A 16,881-nucleotide genomic window follows, 5' to 3' on the forward strand; every position below is an offset into this window, starting at 1 on the left:
GGTTGCTCACGTGTTACTCACCCGTTCGCCGCTCGAGTACCCCCGAAGGGGCCTTTCCGCTCGACTTGCATGTGTTAAGCACGCCGCCAGCGTTCGTCCTGAGCCAGGATCAAACTCTCCATTAAGGTCCAAACGACCACCAGCGGGGCGAACCGCCGGCAGCCAAACCTCGAAGAAAATCCCAGCAAAAGCACAACTCCAAAGGAGTTGCGCATTGCCTCAAAGAAATCCCCACCACCCTCGAACCGAGGATGGCCACGGGGCGACCCGGACTCCCGAAGGAGAACCGAGCCGATAAAGGCACTGGCTTTTAACACGCTGTTGAGTTCTCAAGAAACGGACACCCACCGTGCTGGATTCGCTTTCGCGTTTCCCGCCCCGGGGCGACTCGTCTTACTTTATCAGTTCCGGCCGGTCTGTCAATTTCGGCTTTCTCCGATAACGCCCATCCGATTCCGCTTTCGCGGCGCCTTCCGGGCGGTGGTGCTATTTCATCAGATCCGGCCCGATTGTCAAAACGGAGCCTTTTCCGACGCCACCACGGCACAGCGGACACAGCACAGCCGTGTCGACCGATTCGTTGGTGGTTTCCCCTCGGGCCGGCCGCCGACAGGCGTCCCGCACCCCGTGGGGCGAAGTGAACAGTATGCCCAGGAGGCAGGGACGTCAAACCGGCTCGCGCAGCCGGATCGCGTCCGCGTCGACCTGCCGACCCGCCGGCCCACGGCACCAACCCGCCCACATCACCCGTTCTACCTTGGACTTCGTCCCGATTCACTCCGCCTTGGGCGCCTCGGCCGCACATTCCGAGCAGCCAATGTTTCTTTTCGGCAACGCCGGAGGAACGGCGGAACTTACGGCTTGGCCAGGTAGCCGCCGACGAAGAGCACCGCCTCGGCGAACACCCAGAAGAGGGCCGCGACGGTCAGGAACGCGTCCAGCCGGTCGGGTCGGCGGCGGATACCGCGGGCGGTCCAGGCGACGGCGGCGACCGCCGCGGCCAGAAGGGCGACGGGGGACGACAGTCTCACCGCGTCGTCGAAGCCGGCACCGCATCCCGGATCGTGCCCGTCGTCCTCGCCGCAGAACGCGGCGTCGCCCCAGCCGCCGAGCGCGGAGAAGAACCAGAGGGCGGCCAGCAGGCAGTTCGCGATCGTCGGGATCGCCGGCGAGATGCGCCAGCTGTTCGACCGGTCCGGCGTGGCCTGCACGAACGGACGGTACCCCGCCCCGCGGACGCCGTGAAGGCCCATCCGCGGGGCGGGGTCCAGGTCAGGTGATCTCCTTGGCCTCGTGGAGGTTCATGTCCATGACGATCGCGGTCATGACCGCCATGGTCCGCAGCGGTTCCCGGACGGGGTCGGCGATCTCGACCGCGTACTTGTCCGCGGTCGTCAGCAGGTGCGTGGCGAGCCCGGCCCACTTCTTGCGCACATGCGCCACGTTGCCGCCGTCGACGTCCTTCACCTGGAAGTTGTTGCGCGGCACATCGACGTCCACGGCACCGATGAGCGTGCCGTCGTCGTCGTAGATGACGTAGCGGCGGCCGACCCGTTCGGTGACGAACGACCCGACCCGCTCCCCGTCCGGCCGGAGGATCTCGGTGTACTCGCGCCCGCTCTGCTTGTCCACGATCAGCAGCGGCTCACCGTCCGGAGTGGTCAGCGTGACGGCCCGCGCGTCGAGGTTCGACTTGCCCGGGAGCAGGCCCCGCATCTCTGAACGGCCCTCGTCATTCGTCTGCCCCGCGATGGCCAGGACGGTTCCGTCACCGTCCATCACCTTGTACCGCGACTTCGCGAACGGGCCCCGGCGAGGCTGTTCGATCCTGAGCACCGGGGAGCTGAACACTTCGCTCACGCGTTCTCCTGCCTCATCAGCCGCATGTGCGCGGACCGCGTCACTTCCCGACCTCCGCGCCCTCGTCATGCGACGGCGTCCAACCGGCGATCCTGCCAACGCCGGACGCGCAGGGGAAGCTCTTTCCCGGTCCGGCCCCGCCCACCTGCCGTGCCGGGCCCCGGCCAGCGGGTCGCTGACCTGCGGTAACGGGAGTCAAGGCATCCTTCGAGAAATACTTCTGTTCCGGTCAAGCGCGCTCTGAGCAGGCCGAGGGGACACCCTCCGGCCGGTGTGGTGATCGCCTGCTCGGCTCGGGCCCGTGCCCGCCCGCCAGGGATCCAGGTCACCGCCGATGGCCGGGCTATTCGATCGGCCAGTCCTTGGACTCGTAGAGCATCAGGTCGATCGCGAGCGGGGCGGCGACCACCAGGACCCGGAGCGGGTCGGCGAGCGGCCGGAAGATCTCCAGCGAGTACCGGTCGGCGGTCGTCAGCGCCTCCGTGGCGGCGCCCTTCCATTTCTTGTCGAGCTGCGCGACGTGGTTCCCGTGGACGTCCAGCACGGGGAACTTGCGGCCGAACCGGCTGCCGTCCAGGTGGCCGATGGGACGTTCCGCCGCGTCCAGCAGCGCGTAGTCGTAGCGCTCGCGGTTCTGCACCGACCCGATGTGGACGCCCTCGGCAGTGTTCACCCGGGTCCTTCTCTTGTTCTCCTTGTCCACGATGAGCAGCGGGACGCCCCGGGCGTCCTCGACATGGACGATTCGGCGGCCGTCGCTGCCGCCGAGGGCCGTCCTGACCGCCTGCCGGAGCAGCGACACATCGCGCTCCTCCGCCGCGGCGAGCAGCCTCCCGCGGCCGTCGGAGACCTTGTACCGGGAGCGGGCCGCCGGCGCGCCGCGCGGCTGGTCGATGCGCAGCACCGGGGAGTTGAACAGGTCGGTCATGCGCCCGAATGATGGCAGCACCACCGCGGCTCGCGGAACCGGTGACGCACCGCCTCCCGCCCTCGTCCGGCGTGATGGTCCGCCGGACGGCGGGCGCACAAAAGGGGCGGCCCGCGGGGCCGCCCCTCTCATGTCGCGTCGCTTACGCGTCGCCGATCAGAAGTCCATGCCGCCGGCGTCGGGCATGCCGCCCGCCGGGGCCGGGTTCTTCTCGGGCTTCTCGGCGATGACGGCCTCGGTGGTCAGGAACAGCGCGGCGATCGACGAGGCGTTCTGCAGCGCGGACCGGGTCACCTTGGCCGGGTCGAGGATGCCCGACTCGAACATGTTGACGTACTCGCCGGTGGCGGCGTTCAGGCCCTCACCCGGGGTGAGGTTGCGGACCCGCTCCACCACGACGCCGCCCTCGAGGCCGGCGTTCACGGCGATCTGCTTCAGCGGCTCCTCCAGAGCGCGCTTGACGATGTTGGCACCGGTGGCCTCGTCGCCCGCGAGCTCCAGCTTGTCGAACGCCTTGGTGCCGGCCTGCAGCAGCGCGACGCCACCGCCGGGGACGATGCCCTCCTCGACCGCGGCCTTGGCGTTGCGGACGGCGTCCTCGATGCGGTGCTTGCGCTCCTTGAGCTCGACCTCCGTCGCGGCGCCGGCCTTGATGACCGCGACACCGCCCGCGAGCTTGGCCAGGCGCTCCTGGAGCTTCTCGCGGTCGTAGTCGGAGTCGGTGTTGTCGATCTCGGTGCGGATCTGGTTGACCCGGCCCGCGATCTCGTTGGCGTCACCGGCGCCGTCCACGATGGTGGTCTCGTCCTTGGTGATGACGACCTTGCGGGCGCGGCCCAGCATGTCGGTCGTGGTGTTCTCGAGCTTGAGACCCACGTCCTCGCTGATGACCTGGCCGCCGGTCAGCGTGGCGATGTCGCCCAGCATGGCCTTGCGGCGGTCGCCGAAGCCCGGGGCCTTCACGGCCACGGACTTGAAGATCCCGCGGATCTTGTTGACGACCAGGGTGGCCAGGGCCTCGCCCTCGACGTCCTCCGCGATGATCAGCAGCGGCTTGCCGGACTGCATGACGCCCTCGAGGACGGGCAGCAGGTCCTTGTTGGCCGACGCCTTGCCCTGAACGATCAGGATGTACGGGTCCTCGAGGACCGCCTCCATCCGCTCGGGGTCGGTCACGAAGTAGTGCGAGATGTAGCCCTTGTCGAAGCGCATCCCTTCGGTGAGCTCGAGCTCCAGACCGAAGGTCTGGCTCTCCTCGACCGTGATGACGCCTTCCTTGCCGACCTTGTCCATCGCCTCGGCGATCATCTCGCCGATCTGCGGGTCGCCCGCGGAGATGGACGCCGTGGAGGCGATCTGCTCCTTGGTCTCCACGTCCTTGGCCAGCTTGGACAGCTCCTCGCTGACCCGCTCGACCGCGGCCTCGATGCCCCGCTTCAGCGACATCGGGTTCGCGCCCGCCGCCACGTTCCGCAGACCCTCGCGCACCAGCGCCTGGGCCAGCACGGTCGCGGTGGTGGTGCCGTCACCCGCGACGTCGTCGGTCTTCTTGGCGACCTCCTTGACGAGCTCCGCGCCGATCTTCTCCCACGCGTCCTCGAGCTCGATCTCCTTGGCGATCGACACACCGTCGTTGGTGATCGTGGGGGCGCCCCACTTCTTCTCCAGCACGACGTTGCGACCCTTCGGACCAAGGGTCACCTTTACGGCATCGGCCAGCTGGTTCATGCCGCGCTCGAGACCGCGACGGGCCTCCTCGTCGAACGCGATCATCTTTGCAGCCATAGGCTCCAGTCCTCCCGGAACAAGGTGGCTTAGACGGATCGAGCCGACGCCCGCGACGGACGGCCCCGCCGACGACTTCCATTCCGCCGCCGGACTGAGGCCTCATCGCCCCGACCCAGACTGTGAAGCTGTCACTCTCCACAGCAGAGTGCCAACCGTTTGTTTAGCACTCTACCCTGCCGAGTGCAAGCGCCACACATCCTCGCCGGGGGAAGGTTCACCTACCCGTCCAGACCCGTTCTCACCTGCGACGGAAGCCCTTCCGGGAGCCTCCCGGGTGTGTCGCCGCGCTCCTCTGAACGTGCTCGTCCAGCGGCAACGACGTCCTGTTCCGCGCGTTCGGCAGCGGAGGTGGGAGGGGTCCAGGCCGCTACCGGACGCGCCGGCGGCCGCGTCGCGACGGTCAGGAGCGGCGCCGCGAGGAACTCGACCCTCGCTTGATGCGAGCGGCCCTCCGCTCGGACAGGTGGCGGAGGAGCAGGCGAAGCACCACCAACGCCGCTTCGCGTCGCTCCGGCGTCCTCGACCACACCGCCGGGACGATGACGACGGCGATGAGAGTGAAGAGGATTAGAGCGACAAGACACACCCCGAGCCCGGGGAGAAGCGCGATGTTGCCGAAATTATTCTGGGCCTCGCCCATGAAGACCTCCGGGCAGCAGAAAAGCAGCTCCGAAGGTCTCTCCCGCCGTGCGAACGCCACGGCCGAACGGCCCGGTCCGCCATGGACGGACGTGATGACGGGCTCGCCGCTTTGGGGATACTCCCCTTCCGAGAGGTAAGCCTAGCCCGTCGCCTCTGGCCGTGACCCGGGAGGCACGGAACAGTCACGGAACGGACAGCCTCGTGGGCCGAGAGAACGCGCCTGCGGCGACGCCTGCCCGGTCAATATTGTCGTATTGAGAAGGGCCAGTAGATGGGTTTCTGGCGGCGCTTCAGAGCGATCCGTGATCCGGATTAGAGGGCGATGGGACGGTAGGCCAGGATCTCGTCGGCGATCTGTTCGGGGTCGTCGAGGTCCGGTGTGTGGAAGACCAGGTCGCCCCAGTTGGGGTGGGTGACGCTGGCGTCCAGGACGCGTGAGTAGTAGTCGGTCTCCGGGTCGGCGGACTGGATCCTGCGGACGATCTCGGCGAGTTCGGCGCGGGTGATGTCGGCGACGCGCGGATATGCCGGGCGCGCTGCTTCGACGGCGAACTCGTCGAGGGTGCGCCAGTCTAGGTAATCCGTGAAGTCGTGGGCGGCGTAGTTGTGCCCGGTGGCCCGGTTGAAATCCTCGATCGCCCCTGCGGCGGGTTCACCGCGGGACAGCAGGTCTCCGATGCGTTCGATCTCGCCGGCCAACTCCGCCAGCCGTTCGGCGGCGATGGTCGGAGGCAGCAGCTCGGGACGCAATTCCATGCGCGCATCTTGGCACACGTCTGCCGGTTCTCGGCACGGGCCTTTCCTCAGGCCAGAGATGCTAGGGAGCGGTGCGAGTTCGGTCGGAGAAATCGTCCACTACCTGCGCTACCGCTTCGACCAGGGCCTTGCCCGTCGAGTCGCCGGTCACCGTCCAGACTTCGCGGTCCTCCTCCTCGACGTCCGTAACGCCGGGGACGGCGCTCAGTGCGTCGGCGATGCGGTGGCGCAGTTCGGATTCGAGGGGGTCAGTGCGGATGAATTCCATGACCCAGACGCTGACGTGCCACCACGGGCCCTCGCGAAGTTTGGAGGCCGATACGGCGCGCAGGTCCGGCTCGTCGGTCTTGCGCAGCCACTCCTCGGCTATCGCGGAGTCGAGTGGCTGAACCTGCTGGATGTCGTCGCTCACGCGGTGGAGGCTATCGGTGCGCGTCCGTCATTCGGGGAGCAGTGCGCGGACGGTCGCCAGGCGTTCGCGGTGGTCTGCCAGCCAGTCGTCGGCGACTTCGATCGTGAGTTCCACGGTCACCAGGAAAGAGTGCGAGTCGACTACGGCCACGTGAACGCGGTCGTAGTCATCGATTTCCAGGTGGATCTCGGTCGCGCGCTGGCCCTCGCGCCAGGCGGCGTCGCCTCCCTGTGCCAGGGTGTCGAGGACCTTTTCCCAGGCGGTGAGGTCTTCGGCGTCCAGCCAGGTTTTGATGCCGCCGCTGACGAAATAGCTGCCGACCTCGATCTCGCCGGTGAGGCCGTGGCTCTCCTGGCCCGTCACCCGCAGCACGACGCTGTTCCCGAGGTCGTCGGCAAGGTTGATCAGTTCCGCTGGCACCGCGCCATCGTAGACCCGCGCCCGGCCCCGTGCGGACGGGACCGGGCGGCGGGCGGGGCGTCAGCCGCCGGCGACGGCGGGGATGATCGAGATCTGCGCGCCGTCGGGGGTGGCGGTGTCGAGGCCGTCGGCGAAGCGGACGTCCTCGTCGCCGACGTAGACGTTGACGAAGCGGCGGATCTTGCCGGCGTCGTCCAGGATGCGGGCGGAGATGCCGGCGTAGCTGGCCTCCAGGTCGGCGACGACGGCGCGCAGGGTCGCGCCCTCCGCCTTCACCTCGGACTCGCCGCCGGTGTAGGTCCGCAGGATCGTGGGGATGCGCACGGAAACGCTCATGGGTGCTCCTTTTCTCAGGCGAGGCCGGCGGCGCGGAACGCCTCCAGGGACGGGGCGATGTTCGCGGACGGTGCGACGACCGGGGCGACGGCGTCCAGGGTCTTCAGCCCGTCCCCGGAGTTGATGATCACGGTCTCGGCGGCGGGGTCGAGGGTGCCCGCGTCGATCAGCTTGCGGAGGGTGGCGACGGTGACGCCGCCGGCGGTCTCGCCGAAGATGCCCTCGGTGCGGGCGAGGAGGCGGATGCCCTCGACGACCTCGGCGTCGGTGACGTCCTCGACGGCGCCGCCCGTGCGGCGGGCGACGTCCAGGACGTAGGGGCCGTCGGCGGGGTTGCCGATGGCGAGGGACTTGGCGATCGTGTCCGGCTTCACCGGGCGGACGACGTCGTGCCCGGCCTTGAACGCGGCGGCGACCGGGTCGCAGCCGGCGGCCTGGGCGCCGAACACGCGGTACGGGCGGTCCTCGACCAGGCCGAGCTTGATCAGCTCCTGGAACGCCTTGTCGATCTTGGTGAGCTGGGAGCCGGACGCGACCGGGACGACGATCTGGTCCGGGAGCCGCCAGCCGAGCTGCTCGGCGATCTCGTAGCCGAGCGTCTTGGAGCCCTCGGCGTAGTAGGGCCGGACGTTGACGTTGACGAACGCCCAGTCGTCCTGCTCCCCGGCGATCTCCGAGGCGAGCCGGTTGACGTCGTCGTAGTTGCCGTCGACCGTCACGAACGTCCCGCCGTACACGGCCGTCGTGATGATCTTCTGGGCTTCGAGGTTGGACGGGACGAACACGGCGCTGCGGATCCCGGCGCGGGCCGCGGCGGCGGCGACCGCGTTGGCGAGGTTGCCGGTGGACGGGCAGGCCAGCACCTTGAAGCCGAGTTCGCGGGCGGCGGCGAGCGCGACGGCGACGACGCGGTCCTTGAACGAGTGGGTCGGGTTGCCGCTGTCGTCCTTCACCCACAGGCTCTGCAGGCCGAGGCTCTCGGCGAGGTTGTCGGCGCGGACGAGCCGGGTCAGGCCGGGCTCGGTGTTGGGGGTGTCGGCGACGTTCGCCGGGACGGGCAGCAGCCCGCGGTACCGCCAGATGTTGCGGGGCCCGGACGCGATGGACTCCCGGGTGACGCCCTGGAAGTCGTAGGCGATCTCCAGGGGGCCGAAACACTCTTCACAGGCGTAGAAGGGGCCGAGATCGCGGGTGGTGCCGCATTCGCGGCAGACGAGCGCGGTCGCGGGTCCGAGGTCTGTGGCAGGCGTGAGTGCCATGAAGCGAGGCCTTTCTCCCCATCTTCCCTGCGCCACCTTGGTCGCAGGCCGGAGTTGGCACCATCTCCCGGCCGGCCTCGCAGGATCGCGACGCGCCACAGCCGGGTGGTTGCCGGGGCTTCGCAGGGCCGGTCCCTCCACCCCTCTGGATGAGCGGTATTCAGTTGTCGTCACGAGTGCTTTGAACTCGTATGCGTGACTTTACATGAACTGACCGGATGCCAGACAGCCGGGTCCACCGGTTGAGACGGTACCCGGATGAGGTCTTGATCACGCCGCCGACCCCTCGCGCGCGGGGCGCTGGGTCGGGTCGAGGAACACGTGCCGGATGATCGGGATCCGCTCGCGGAGCCGCCGGTCGATCTCGCCGGCGACGTCCTCGGCCTGGTCGGCGCTGATCGCGTCGGAGAAGTTGACCTTGGCGGCGACCAGCAGCTGCTCGGGGCCGAAGTGCATGGTGAGCAGCTCGTCCACGCCGGTCACGCCGGGCGCGCGGAGGATCTCCGCGCGGATCACGCGCTGGTCGGCGGGGTCGGCGGCCCGCCCGATGAGCAGGACCGAGCTCTCCCGGCCGATCAGCAGCGCGAGCCCGGCGAGCAGCACGCCGATGAGGACGGAGGCGAGCCCGTCCCAGAAGTCCGACCCGGTCAGCTGGCGCAGCACCAGCCCGCCGGCGGCGAGCGCGAGGCCGACCATCGCGGCGCTGTCCTCGAACAGCGCGGTCTTGAACGTCAGGTCGGGCGACCGGCGGACGTGCTCGACGAGGTCGCGGCCGTTCTCGCGGGTCTCCTTGCGGGCCTGGTAGAAGGCGCGTATCCAGGATGTGCCCTCCAGCACGGCGGCGAGGGCGAGGACGGCGTAGGCGAGCCAGACCGCGGTGCCGGGGCCGCCGTGACCGGTCATGGTCAGGACGCCCTCGAAGATCGAGAACCCGGCGCCGGCGATGAAGATCCCGAACGCGGCGAGCAGCGACCAGACGTACCGCTCGTTGCCGTAGCCGAAGGGGTGCCGCCGGTCGGGGGGACGTTCGCTGCGCCGCAGCGAGGCGAGGAGGAAGGACTGGTTGAGGGTGTCCGCCACGGAGTGGGCGCTCTCGGCGAGCATCGCGCTGGATCCGGCCAGCAGGCCGGCGACCAGCTTGACGATCGCGAGGACGAGGTTGGCCGCTCCGGCGACGAGCACGGTCTTCGTCGTCTCGGACCTGCTCATCCGGATCGGTTACCCCGCGCGCCGCCCGCTAATCGCGCCGGATCCGGCCGCCGCGGGGGCTTGCGGCGCCCGTGGTGCAAACCACGCGGGTCACTGTGGAGCGCCTGCGTCCCAACTGAGACCCTGCCGGTATGAGCCAAGTGCTGGTGGCGTCCAACCGAGGCCCTGTGTCGTTCTCGCTCTCGGAGGACGGGGAGCTGGCCATGCGGCGCGGTGGTGGCGGGCTGGTGTCGGGCTTGGCCGCCGTCACGGGCGCCCCGCGCGACCCTGGGCCGCCACGTCCCGCGCAGCAGGCGGAGGCGCCTTCTTCAGCGGCGGACGTGCTGTGGGTGTGCGCGAGCCTCGGTGAGGGCGATCGGACGGCTGCTCGCCGTTCACCGGACGGCCGCATAGACCTGGCGGGTTACGACACCGGTGGCGCGGCCGTACGGATGCTCGACATCCCCGAGGCGACCTTCGATCGTGCGTACAACGGCGTGGCCAACTCGACGCTGTGGTTCGTCCACCACCTGCTGTACGACACTCCGCGCAGCCCTCATTTCGACGCGCGCGCACGGCGTGACTGGCAGTCCTATGAGGCGTACAACGCGGCTTTCGCGGACGCCTTGGCGCGGGACGCCTCCCATGGCGCGAAGGCGGCGATCCAGGACTACCACCTGTCGCTCGCTCCGCGGATGCTGCGGGACCGTCGGCCCGACTTGAGGATCGTCCACTTCTCCCACACGCCTTGGGCGCCGCCGGAGTACTTCAGGCTGCTGCCGGACGACATCGGGGCGCAGGTCCTGATGGGCATACTCGGTGCCGACCACGCGGGGTTCCTCACTGAGCGGTGGGCCTCGGCGTTCCTCGACTGCTGCGAACTGCTTCCGGGTGCGCGCGTCGACCGGTCGGCCTGGACCGTCACCTGCGCGGGGCACACCACGCACGTAGGCGTCCATGGCCTCGGTGTGGACGAGGCGGCGCTGCGCAAGCGCGCGTCCCAGCAGGACGTAGTGGAGCGGGCGCGCGCGCTGAAGGAACAAGTGGGCGACCGCCAGCTCATCGTGCGGATCGACCGGACCGAACTGTCGAAGAACATCGTGCGCGGCCTCGCCGCCTACCGCGAGATGCTCGTCAACCATCCCGAGTGGCGCGGGCGCGTGGTGCATCTGGCGTTCGCCTATCCGTCGCGCTACGACCTGCCCGAGTACCGCGAGTACACCGCGGCCGTCCAGCGGATGGCCGCGCAGATCACCGAGGAGTTCGGCACGGCCGAGTGGGATCCGCTGATCCTCCAGGTGAACGACGACTATCCGCGGTCGCTCGCCGCCTACGGCCTGGCGGACGTCCTGCTGGTCAACCCCATCCGGGACGGCATGAACCTGGTGGCGAAGGAAGGGCCCGTCCTGTCGGAGCAGGGCTGCGCGCTCGTGCTGTCACGGGAGGCGGGGGCCGCGTCCGAATTGTCAGAGGACGCCCTGATGGTCAACCCGTACGACGTGTCGCAGACGGCGGAGACCCTGCACCAGGCGCTGCTGATGCCGCGCGGCCTGCGGTCCGAGCGCTGCGCCCGCCTCGCCGCCGCCGCGGCGGCCCTCCCGCCGCAGCGCTGGTTCGCCGACCAGCTCGCCGCCCTGGACTGACCGGCGGCGCGGTGCGGGCGCTTCAGCCGGCGCTGGTGGACGTCTCGGTCGGCAGCCTGCACTCGACCGGGTTCGGCTCGTGGCGCTGCTTCCAGCGCTCGCGCAGCGCGTCCTTGCTCTGCGCCATCCGGCGGTGGGCGCTGACCCGGGTGAAATGGGCGAGCTGCGACGCGGGCGGCTTCGGCAGGCCGCTCGGCTCGTAGCCGTACTCGGCGAGCCGCTCCCCGAACGCGGCCTCCGCCAGGCTGATCTCCCAGGGGTCGAGCCGCTCCGCCCACGACCCGATGCGTCCCGTGTTGACGGCGTCGTGCGTCCGGCCGTGCCACCGCTTGCGGGACGGGACGGTCCGCCGCGCGAGCCCCTCCGGATGCGTCATCACCGGGTCGAAGTCCTCGCCGAGGAACCCGCAGAGCCGCGCCAGCTCGTCGGCGGGGTCGGCGACGAGCCGCTCGTACTGCAGCTCGTAGTAGGTGTCGGGGCCGAGGCGGTGCGCGAGCCGGCGGCCCTGGTCGATCGTCTCCCGCCAGAGCGAGATGGCGTGGTGGACGTCGCCGTCGTACCAGGGCATCTCCAGCAGCGAGGCGACGCAGTCCCGGCCGTCCCGGACGAGGTGGACGAACTGCGCGTCCGGGAACATCCGCAGCAGGGTGCTCGCGTACCGGGCGTAGCTCGGCCGCTTGTCGCCCCAGCGCGGCTTGCCGTGCAGCCGCGCGTAGGCGCGGAAGACGGTGCCGAGCGCGGAGCCGAGCGTGGGCGGCCCGGCGACGATCTCCTCGATGACCGCGTCGGCGTCCAGGCCGAGGGCGTGCACCTTGGTCGACCGGTCGCCCATGATCCACTCCGCGAGGGCGCGCCTGTTCCTGCTCTCCGCGAGGTCACCGAAGTCGCACCGCCCCGTATAGGCGGGGAGCACGAACTTCGTCTCCCCCGGGATCGCGATGCGCGGGTGCGAGTGGAGCATCAGCCGCAGCAGCGTCGTCCCCGAGCGGGCGCAGCCGAGGACGAAGATCGGGCGGTCGTGACGGGAGGCCGGTCCTGATGGCATGCACCGATGCTGGTGGACGCGCGCATGCCGCGGCCTGCGTTCTTGACGCACCGTGACCGGTCGATGACCGACCCTTGACGGCCGGCCCGGCGCCGCCGGGCCGCACCGCCGACCGTCAGGTGTAGGACTCGCCCAGCGTCTGCCTGACCTGCTTGCGCGCCTCGTGGATGCGGGACTTGACCGTGCCGAGCGGCAGCTTGAGCTGCTCGGCGATCTCCGCGTACTCCAGCTGGGACACGTCCCGCAGGACGAGGGCCTGGATGAGGTCGGGCTTGCGGGCCTCCAGATCCTCCATGGCGTCGAGGATGTCGACCCGGGACCCGGCGATGACGCTGGTGCGGCGCGGGTCGGGGCGCTGCTGGGGCAGCTCGCCCGCCTGCTCGACCGAGCGCCGCTTCAGCGACCGGTAGGTGGAGCGGGCGGAGTTGGCGACGACCACGTGCAGCCAGGTGCTGAACCGCGACCGGCCCTCGAACCGGTGGATGTTGCGCGCGACCTGGAGCAGTGCGTCCTGGCATGCCTCCTCGGCGTCCTGCCGGCACGGCAGGAACCGCGAACTGTGCCGCAGCACGTCCGGCTCGATCTTGCGGAGGAGCTCGTTGAGCGCGCCCTGGTCGCCCTGGGCGGCCCTCACCGCCAGCTCCTCGGTCCTCTCGTCGAATGCCATGCCGCCTCATTGCTCGTTCGCGGGGTCACCCCGTTTGCTGGGATGATACGGGAGTGTCTTTCCCACCAGCTGTAGGCCGTTACCGAATCGATCGCGTCCTGGGTTCGGGGGCGTTCGCCTCGGTGTGGCTGGGGCACGACGACGCCCTGGAGTCACAGGTCGCCATCAAGGTCCTGAACAGCAATCTGATCGACGATCTGGACGTGCGCAACCGGTTCCTGGAGGAGGCCCGGATCCTGCGCCGCGCCGACTCCGAGCGGCTCGTCCGCGTCCACGACATCGGGGAGCTGCCGGACGGCCGCCCCTACTTCGTCATGTCGTACGCCGACCGGGGGACGCTCGGCGACCGGATGCGCGAGCGGCCACTTCCGGTCAGCGAGGTGGTCGCGCTGGCCGAGCAGATCGCCTACGGCGTCGAGGTGATCAACACGCTCGGGGTGATCCACCGGGACCTCAAGCCGTCCAACGTGCTGTTCCAGTCGACGCCGGACGGCGGCGAGAAGCTGCTCATCGCCGACCTCGGCCTGGCCAAGGCCCTCGCGCACGCGTCGGGGGCGTTCACGCTGCCGGTCGGCACCCCCGGCTACATGTCGCCGGAGCAGGCGCGGTTCGGCGGCGGGCTGGACGTCCGCGCCGACGTGTACGGGCTCGGCGCGCTGACCTATCACATGATCACCGGGCGCGCCCCCGGCCCGGCCCCGGTCAAGTCGCCGCCGAGCGAGCTGCGCGAGGGGCTCCCGCCGGCGTTCGACCAGGTCATCATGCGGGCGCTGGAGGTGGAGCGGGAGAAGCGGTGGCCGACCGCGGAGGCGTTCGCGGAGGCCCTGTCCACGCTGCGTCCGACGACGGCACCTCCGGCGCAACCCGCGCAACCCGCGCAAGCCGGGCCGCCGGCGCAGCCCGCGCCCGTGCCCGCGCCGCAGGGCCCGCGGATCGACGCGGACGCGACCGTGCAGGACTTCTACCGGGACGGTTCCAAGGCACGTCCCCCGGCGCCCGCCGCCGGCGCGGGGCCGGCGGGCCCGGCCGACATGCAGACCCGGCTCGACCAGCCCATGGAGGACGACGTCCGCACGTCCGAGATGCGCCTTCCGCCGCGCCCACAGGCCGGTGCGGAGGCGACGATCGTGGACGAGCCGGGCGGACGCGCCGTCCCGTTCGGGCAGCCCGAGGGGCCCACGTCCCCGGACAACGACAATGACCGCACGGTCGCCTACCAGCAGCCGCCGCCGGCGCAAGGCGGCGACAACAAGACGGCGGTCTTCCCGACGCAGCCGCCTCCACAGGGCGGCGGCGCCCCCGGCCAGCCGATGGGCCCGCCTCCGCCCGGCCCCTATGGCGGCCCGCCGCCGCCCACGGGCTTCCAGGCGCCCCCGGTCCAGGGGCAGGGCCAGGGCCAGGGGCCCGGCGGCAAGCAGGGCGGCGGGCTGATGAGCCGGCTCGGCGGCGGCGGCGCCGGCGGGCCCGGCGGCGGCGCGCCCAAGAAGTTCGTCACGCCGCTGATCATCACCGTGGTCGTGCTGGCGGTCGCGCTCGTCGGCGGTCTGACGCTCGGCCTGCTGTTCTCCGGCGGGGACGGCGGGGGCGACAAGGACGAGAAGAAGACACCCGCCGTTCCGAAGGACTTCGTCGCCGTCTCCGACGCCGCGGGCAAGATCAAGACCGCGGTGCCGAAGGCGTGGCCGAAGGGCCAGGAGCAGACGTGGTCGCCGTCCACCGTCCAGCTGAACGACCCGCAGGCCCGGCCGGTGCTGCGCGCGACCCCGGACAAGGCGGCGTTCCTCGGCAACGGCAAGGGCCCCGGCGTCTTCATCGGCGTCACCACGGACCTGCGCCCCGGCCAGCTGCCGCCGCCGAGCGCGGCCGCCCACCCGCAGTGCACGAAGGCCGCGCCGGAGAACTACACGACGCCGGACGGCGCCCTCAGCGGGACGATCACGCGCTTCACCGCCTGCAAGGTCGGCACGCCGTCGGTCACGGAGATCGGCCTCAAGGACAAGGCCGGCAAGTTCGGCCTGTGGATCAGGGTCAAGGAGACCGACGACCGCGAGGCGACCAAGGACATCCTGGACCACCTGAAGGTCACCGGCCCCTGACCCGGCGCGCCGCCGAGCGCCTCCCCACCTCTCGAAACGCGCCCCGCGAGGACCACCTCGCGGGGCGCGTTTCGCATGCGCCGGCACCCGAGGCTTGCGTGCGACATGTTTCCGATATATCGTTAATGCATCGCAACCGATCACTAGTAAAGGAGACCGCGATGCACGAGCACACGATGCGAAGGCGCGACGGCTTCTGGGGACCCCAGGAGCGCGGGCGCCGCGGCGGGCCGTTCGGCCCGTGGGGCGGTCCGGGCTTCGGTCCCGGCGGACCCGGGTTCGGCCCCGGCGGTCCGGGCCCCGGCCATCACGGCCGCGGTGGGCGCGGCCGGCGGACCCGGCGCGGCAACGTCCGGGCGGCACTGCTCGCCCTGCTCGCCGAGCGCCCCATGCACGGCTACGAGATGATCCAGGAGCTGGACGGCCGCACCGGCGGCGTCTGGCGGCCGAGCCCCGGCTCGGTCTACCCGACCCTCCAGATGCTGGAGGACGAGGGCCTGGTCAGCAGCGAGGAGCAGGGCGGCAAGCGGCTGTTCTCCCTCACCGACACCGGCCGCGAGGAGGCGTCGGCGCAGACCACCGCCCCCTGGGACGAGGTCACCGAGGCCGCCGGCGAGAACGTCCTGCGCGGACGCGAGGCCGTCGGCCAGCTGATGGGAGCCCTCCACCAGGTGATGGCGGTCGGCAGCGAGGCGCAGAAGGCGCGCGCGCTGGACGTCGTCAACGACGCCCGTCGCCGCCTCTACGGGATCCTCGCCGACGACCCCGAAGCCGAGTGAACCTGGCGGCGGGTCACCCCGCACAACAGGAACGGCCGCGGCCCATACCGGGCCGCGGCCGTTCCGTGTTCAGTCTCCGCGCGGGAAGGGCGCCCGCTTGGCGAGCTGGTCCGCCATGTAGAGCTGCTTCCACACGTACAGGCCCATGTCCGAGCGCTTGATGCCGCGCTCGACGGGGACGTCCACCGTGGCGCGCACCAGGAACGCCGAGCCCGGCGGCATGTACTTGTCGCCGCCGTCCCCCGACACCAGCGCGGCGCCCGCGAGATGCCGGACGACCTGGCTCTTGGTCGGCGGCGTGCACATGTCCTCGGGGACGCCCGCCTGCGGCATGCACCGGCCGCGCGCGTCCGCCGTGATGAGGTTCCGCCTGACGAACACGTCGCCGGGGAAGTCGAGCAGGACCTGCTTCTGCGTCGGGTTGCTGAGGATGTACTCGATGTAGGCGAACGACGTCCCCGACGGCGGCGAGGACTGCGACGCCGTCTCCACGCCGCCGCTGACCCCGTCCGTCACGGCCGCGATCTTGTACTGGGACCCGTCGGCGGTGCCGACCGTGATCGGCTTCCCGGCGTCAGGCAGCTCGCCGGTGCCGGCCTGGGGCTGCTCCCCGGCGGCCGGGGCCGCGCCCGTCCCGCCGTCGTCGCCCGATCCGGGGGTCAGGATGAGGCCGGCCGTGACCAGCCCGGCCAGGACGAGCACGCCCGCCGCGACGAGCCCGCTGCGGCGCCCCGCCCGGCGGCGCGCCCGCCGCTCGCGCTCCCGCTCCCGCGACCCGAGCCGGACCTGCACGCCGCTCGTCTCGCGCACCCCCATCGGCCCGGTCGTGGACGACCGCTCCGCACGCCGCGAGTAGGGCTCCTGCGCCTCGGGCACCCCGGCCCACTCCGCGTCCCCAGTCCCCTGAACACCTTGCGCAACACCACCGGCCTGCGCGACGGCGCCACCCTGCGCGGAACGACCGACCTGCCCAGCGACGCCGGACTGCCCAACACCACCGGGCTCCGCGATGGGGCCGGGTTGCACCGGGCCCGCGGGCTGGGCGGGGCTGGTGGGGTAGGC

General features: G+C 70.7%; 17 protein-coding genes, 1 rRNA gene and 1 riboswitch. Of the genes, 3 read left to right on the forward strand and 15 right to left on the reverse strand.

Features of this window, described 5'->3' with window-relative positions:
• The 12 genes from ETD96_RS23770 to ETD96_RS23825 form a co-directional block, all read right to left on the reverse strand.
• Window positions 1–125: ribosomal RNA gene (locus ETD96_RS23770) — 16S ribosomal RNA — on the reverse strand; the annotation flags it as partial.
• A gap of 729 nt (window positions 126–854) precedes the next feature.
• The gene (locus tag ETD96_RS23775; protein ID WP_138638692.1) at window positions 855–1,211 is read right to left on the reverse strand and encodes a hypothetical protein; all 357 of its coding nucleotides are present in this window, start codon (window positions 1,209–1,211) and stop codon (window positions 855–857) included.
• A gap of 61 nt (window positions 1,212–1,272) precedes the next feature.
• On the reverse strand, window positions 1,273–1,860 hold the full coding sequence (locus ETD96_RS23780) for a phospholipid scramblase-related protein (RefSeq protein WP_138638693.1): 588 nt from the start codon (window positions 1,858–1,860) through the stop codon (window positions 1,273–1,275).
• A 343-nt stretch (window positions 1,861–2,203) separates the two neighbouring features.
• On the reverse strand, window positions 2,204–2,788 hold the full coding sequence (locus ETD96_RS23785; protein WP_171069197.1) for a phospholipid scramblase-related protein: 585 nt from the start codon (window positions 2,786–2,788) through the stop codon (window positions 2,204–2,206).
• A 156-nt stretch (window positions 2,789–2,944) separates the two neighbouring features.
• Complete coding sequence (gene groL, locus ETD96_RS23790; protein ID WP_089330919.1) at window positions 2,945–4,573, reverse strand: chaperonin GroEL; 1,629 nt, start codon at window positions 4,571–4,573, stop codon at window positions 2,945–2,947.
• A gap of 403 nt (window positions 4,574–4,976) precedes the next feature.
• The gene (locus tag ETD96_RS23795) at window positions 4,977–5,276 is read right to left on the reverse strand and encodes a hypothetical protein (RefSeq protein WP_138638695.1); all 300 of its coding nucleotides are present in this window, start codon (window positions 5,274–5,276) and stop codon (window positions 4,977–4,979) included.
• Window positions 5,277–5,530: 254 nt separating this feature from the next.
• Window positions 5,531–5,974: a hypothetical protein gene (locus ETD96_RS23800; protein WP_138638696.1), complete on the reverse strand. Its 444-nt coding sequence runs from the start codon at window positions 5,972–5,974 to the stop codon at window positions 5,531–5,533.
• Between the two features lie 61 nt (window positions 5,975–6,035).
• Window positions 6,036–6,386 carry a hypothetical protein gene (locus ETD96_RS23805; protein WP_138638697.1) on the reverse strand — a complete coding sequence of 117 codons (351 nt, stop codon included), beginning with the start codon at window positions 6,384–6,386 and terminating at the stop codon, window positions 6,036–6,038.
• Between the two features lie 27 nt (window positions 6,387–6,413).
• A complete protein-coding gene (locus tag ETD96_RS23810; protein WP_138638698.1) occupies window positions 6,414–6,806 on the reverse strand; it encodes a DUF5959 family protein in 393 nt (130 codons plus the stop codon).
• A 60-nt stretch (window positions 6,807–6,866) separates the two neighbouring features.
• A complete protein-coding gene (locus ETD96_RS23815; RefSeq protein ID WP_089330924.1) occupies window positions 6,867–7,142 on the reverse strand; it encodes a MoaD/ThiS family protein in 276 nt (91 codons plus the stop codon).
• A 14-nt stretch (window positions 7,143–7,156) separates the two neighbouring features.
• Complete coding sequence (gene thrC / locus ETD96_RS23820) at window positions 7,157–8,401, reverse strand: threonine synthase (protein WP_138638699.1); 1,245 nt, start codon at window positions 8,399–8,401, stop codon at window positions 7,157–7,159.
• Window positions 8,402–8,416: 15 nt separating this feature from the next.
• Window positions 8,417–8,557, reverse strand: a riboswitch (SAM riboswitch).
• 114 nt (window positions 8,558–8,671) lie between these two features.
• Window positions 8,672–9,610, reverse strand: coding sequence for a cation diffusion facilitator family transporter (locus ETD96_RS23825; protein ID WP_138638700.1), 939 nt, complete (start codon window positions 9,608–9,610; stop codon window positions 8,672–8,674).
• Between the two features lie 131 nt (window positions 9,611–9,741).
• On the opposite strand from ETD96_RS23825, the gene ETD96_RS23830 reads away from it, so the two are divergent.
• On the forward strand, window positions 9,742–11,232 hold the full coding sequence (locus ETD96_RS23830) for an alpha,alpha-trehalose-phosphate synthase (UDP-forming) (RefSeq protein ID WP_138638701.1): 1,491 nt from the start codon (window positions 9,742–9,744) through the stop codon (window positions 11,230–11,232).
• A gap of 22 nt (window positions 11,233–11,254) precedes the next feature.
• Here ETD96_RS23830 and ETD96_RS23835 read toward each other — a convergent pair whose 3' ends face one another.
• Both ETD96_RS23835 and ETD96_RS23840 read right to left on the reverse strand, forming a co-directional pair.
• Window positions 11,255–12,277 carry a sulfotransferase family protein gene (locus ETD96_RS23835; protein ID WP_138638702.1) on the reverse strand — a complete coding sequence of 341 codons (1,023 nt, stop codon included), beginning with the start codon at window positions 12,275–12,277 and terminating at the stop codon, window positions 11,255–11,257.
• A 115-nt stretch (window positions 12,278–12,392) separates the two neighbouring features.
• A complete protein-coding gene (locus ETD96_RS23840; RefSeq protein WP_089330928.1) occupies window positions 12,393–12,944 on the reverse strand; it encodes an RNA polymerase sigma factor in 552 nt (183 codons plus the stop codon).
• Here ETD96_RS23840 and ETD96_RS23845 point away from each other — a divergent pair.
• Together ETD96_RS23845 and ETD96_RS23850 are read left to right on the forward strand one after the other, a co-directional pair.
• Complete coding sequence (locus ETD96_RS23845) at window positions 12,938–15,040, forward strand: serine/threonine-protein kinase (protein ID WP_274704638.1); 2,103 nt, start codon at window positions 12,938–12,940, stop codon at window positions 15,038–15,040. The genes ETD96_RS23840 and ETD96_RS23845 overlap by 7 nt on opposite strands.
• A 161-nt stretch (window positions 15,041–15,201) precedes the next feature.
• Complete coding sequence (locus ETD96_RS23850; RefSeq protein WP_138638704.1) at window positions 15,202–15,819, forward strand: PadR family transcriptional regulator; 618 nt, start codon at window positions 15,202–15,204, stop codon at window positions 15,817–15,819.
• A gap of 69 nt (window positions 15,820–15,888) precedes the next feature.
• Here the strand turns inward: ETD96_RS23850 and ETD96_RS23855 are convergent, their stop codons facing one another.
• Window positions 15,889–16,695 carry a hypothetical protein gene (locus ETD96_RS23855; RefSeq protein WP_138638705.1) on the reverse strand — a complete coding sequence of 269 codons (807 nt, stop codon included), beginning with the start codon at window positions 16,693–16,695 and terminating at the stop codon, window positions 15,889–15,891.
• Window positions 16,696–16,881: the final 186 nt, after the last annotated feature.

It is taken from the genome of Actinomadura geliboluensis (assembly GCF_005889745.1).
In the GTDB taxonomy this organism is placed as follows: Bacteria; Actinomycetota; Actinomycetes; order Streptosporangiales; family Streptosporangiaceae; genus Spirillospora; species Spirillospora geliboluensis.

What these genes read in the sequence shown, in the direction of transcription:
- groL (WP_089330919.1), bottom strand. Translation starts at nt 4,573, where the DNA reads ATGGCTGCAAAGATGATCGCGTTCGACGAGGAGGCCCGTCGCGGTCTC.
- ETD96_RS23835 (WP_138638702.1), bottom strand. Translation starts at nt 12,277, where the DNA reads ATGCCATCAGGACCGGCCTCCCGTCACGACCGCCCGATCTTCGTCCTC.
- ETD96_RS23815 (WP_089330924.1), bottom strand. Translation starts at nt 7,142, where the DNA reads ATGAGCGTTTCCGTGCGCATCCCCACGATCCTGCGGACCTACACCGGC.
- ETD96_RS23785 (WP_171069197.1), bottom strand. Translation starts at nt 2,788, where the DNA reads ATGACCGACCTGTTCAACTCCCCGGTGCTGCGCATCGACCAGCCGCGC.
- thrC (WP_138638699.1), bottom strand. Translation starts at nt 8,401, where the DNA reads ATGGCACTCACGCCTGCCACAGACCTCGGACCCGCGACCGCGCTCGTC.
- ETD96_RS23825 (WP_138638700.1), bottom strand. Translation starts at nt 9,610, where the DNA reads ATGAGCAGGTCCGAGACGACGAAGACCGTGCTCGTCGCCGGAGCGGCC.
- ETD96_RS23800 (WP_138638696.1), bottom strand. Translation starts at nt 5,974, where the DNA reads ATGGAATTGCGTCCCGAGCTGCTGCCTCCGACCATCGCCGCCGAACGG.
- ETD96_RS23850 (WP_138638704.1), top strand. Translation starts at nt 15,202, where the DNA reads ATGCACGAGCACACGATGCGAAGGCGCGACGGCTTCTGGGGACCCCAG.
- ETD96_RS23840 (WP_089330928.1), bottom strand. Translation starts at nt 12,944, where the DNA reads ATGGCATTCGACGAGAGGACCGAGGAGCTGGCGGTGAGGGCCGCCCAG.
- ETD96_RS23845 (WP_274704638.1), top strand. Translation starts at nt 12,938, where the DNA reads ATGCCATGCCGCCTCATTGCTCGTTCGCGGGGTCACCCCGTTTGCTGG.
- ETD96_RS23830 (WP_138638701.1), top strand. Translation starts at nt 9,742, where the DNA reads ATGAGCCAAGTGCTGGTGGCGTCCAACCGAGGCCCTGTGTCGTTCTCG.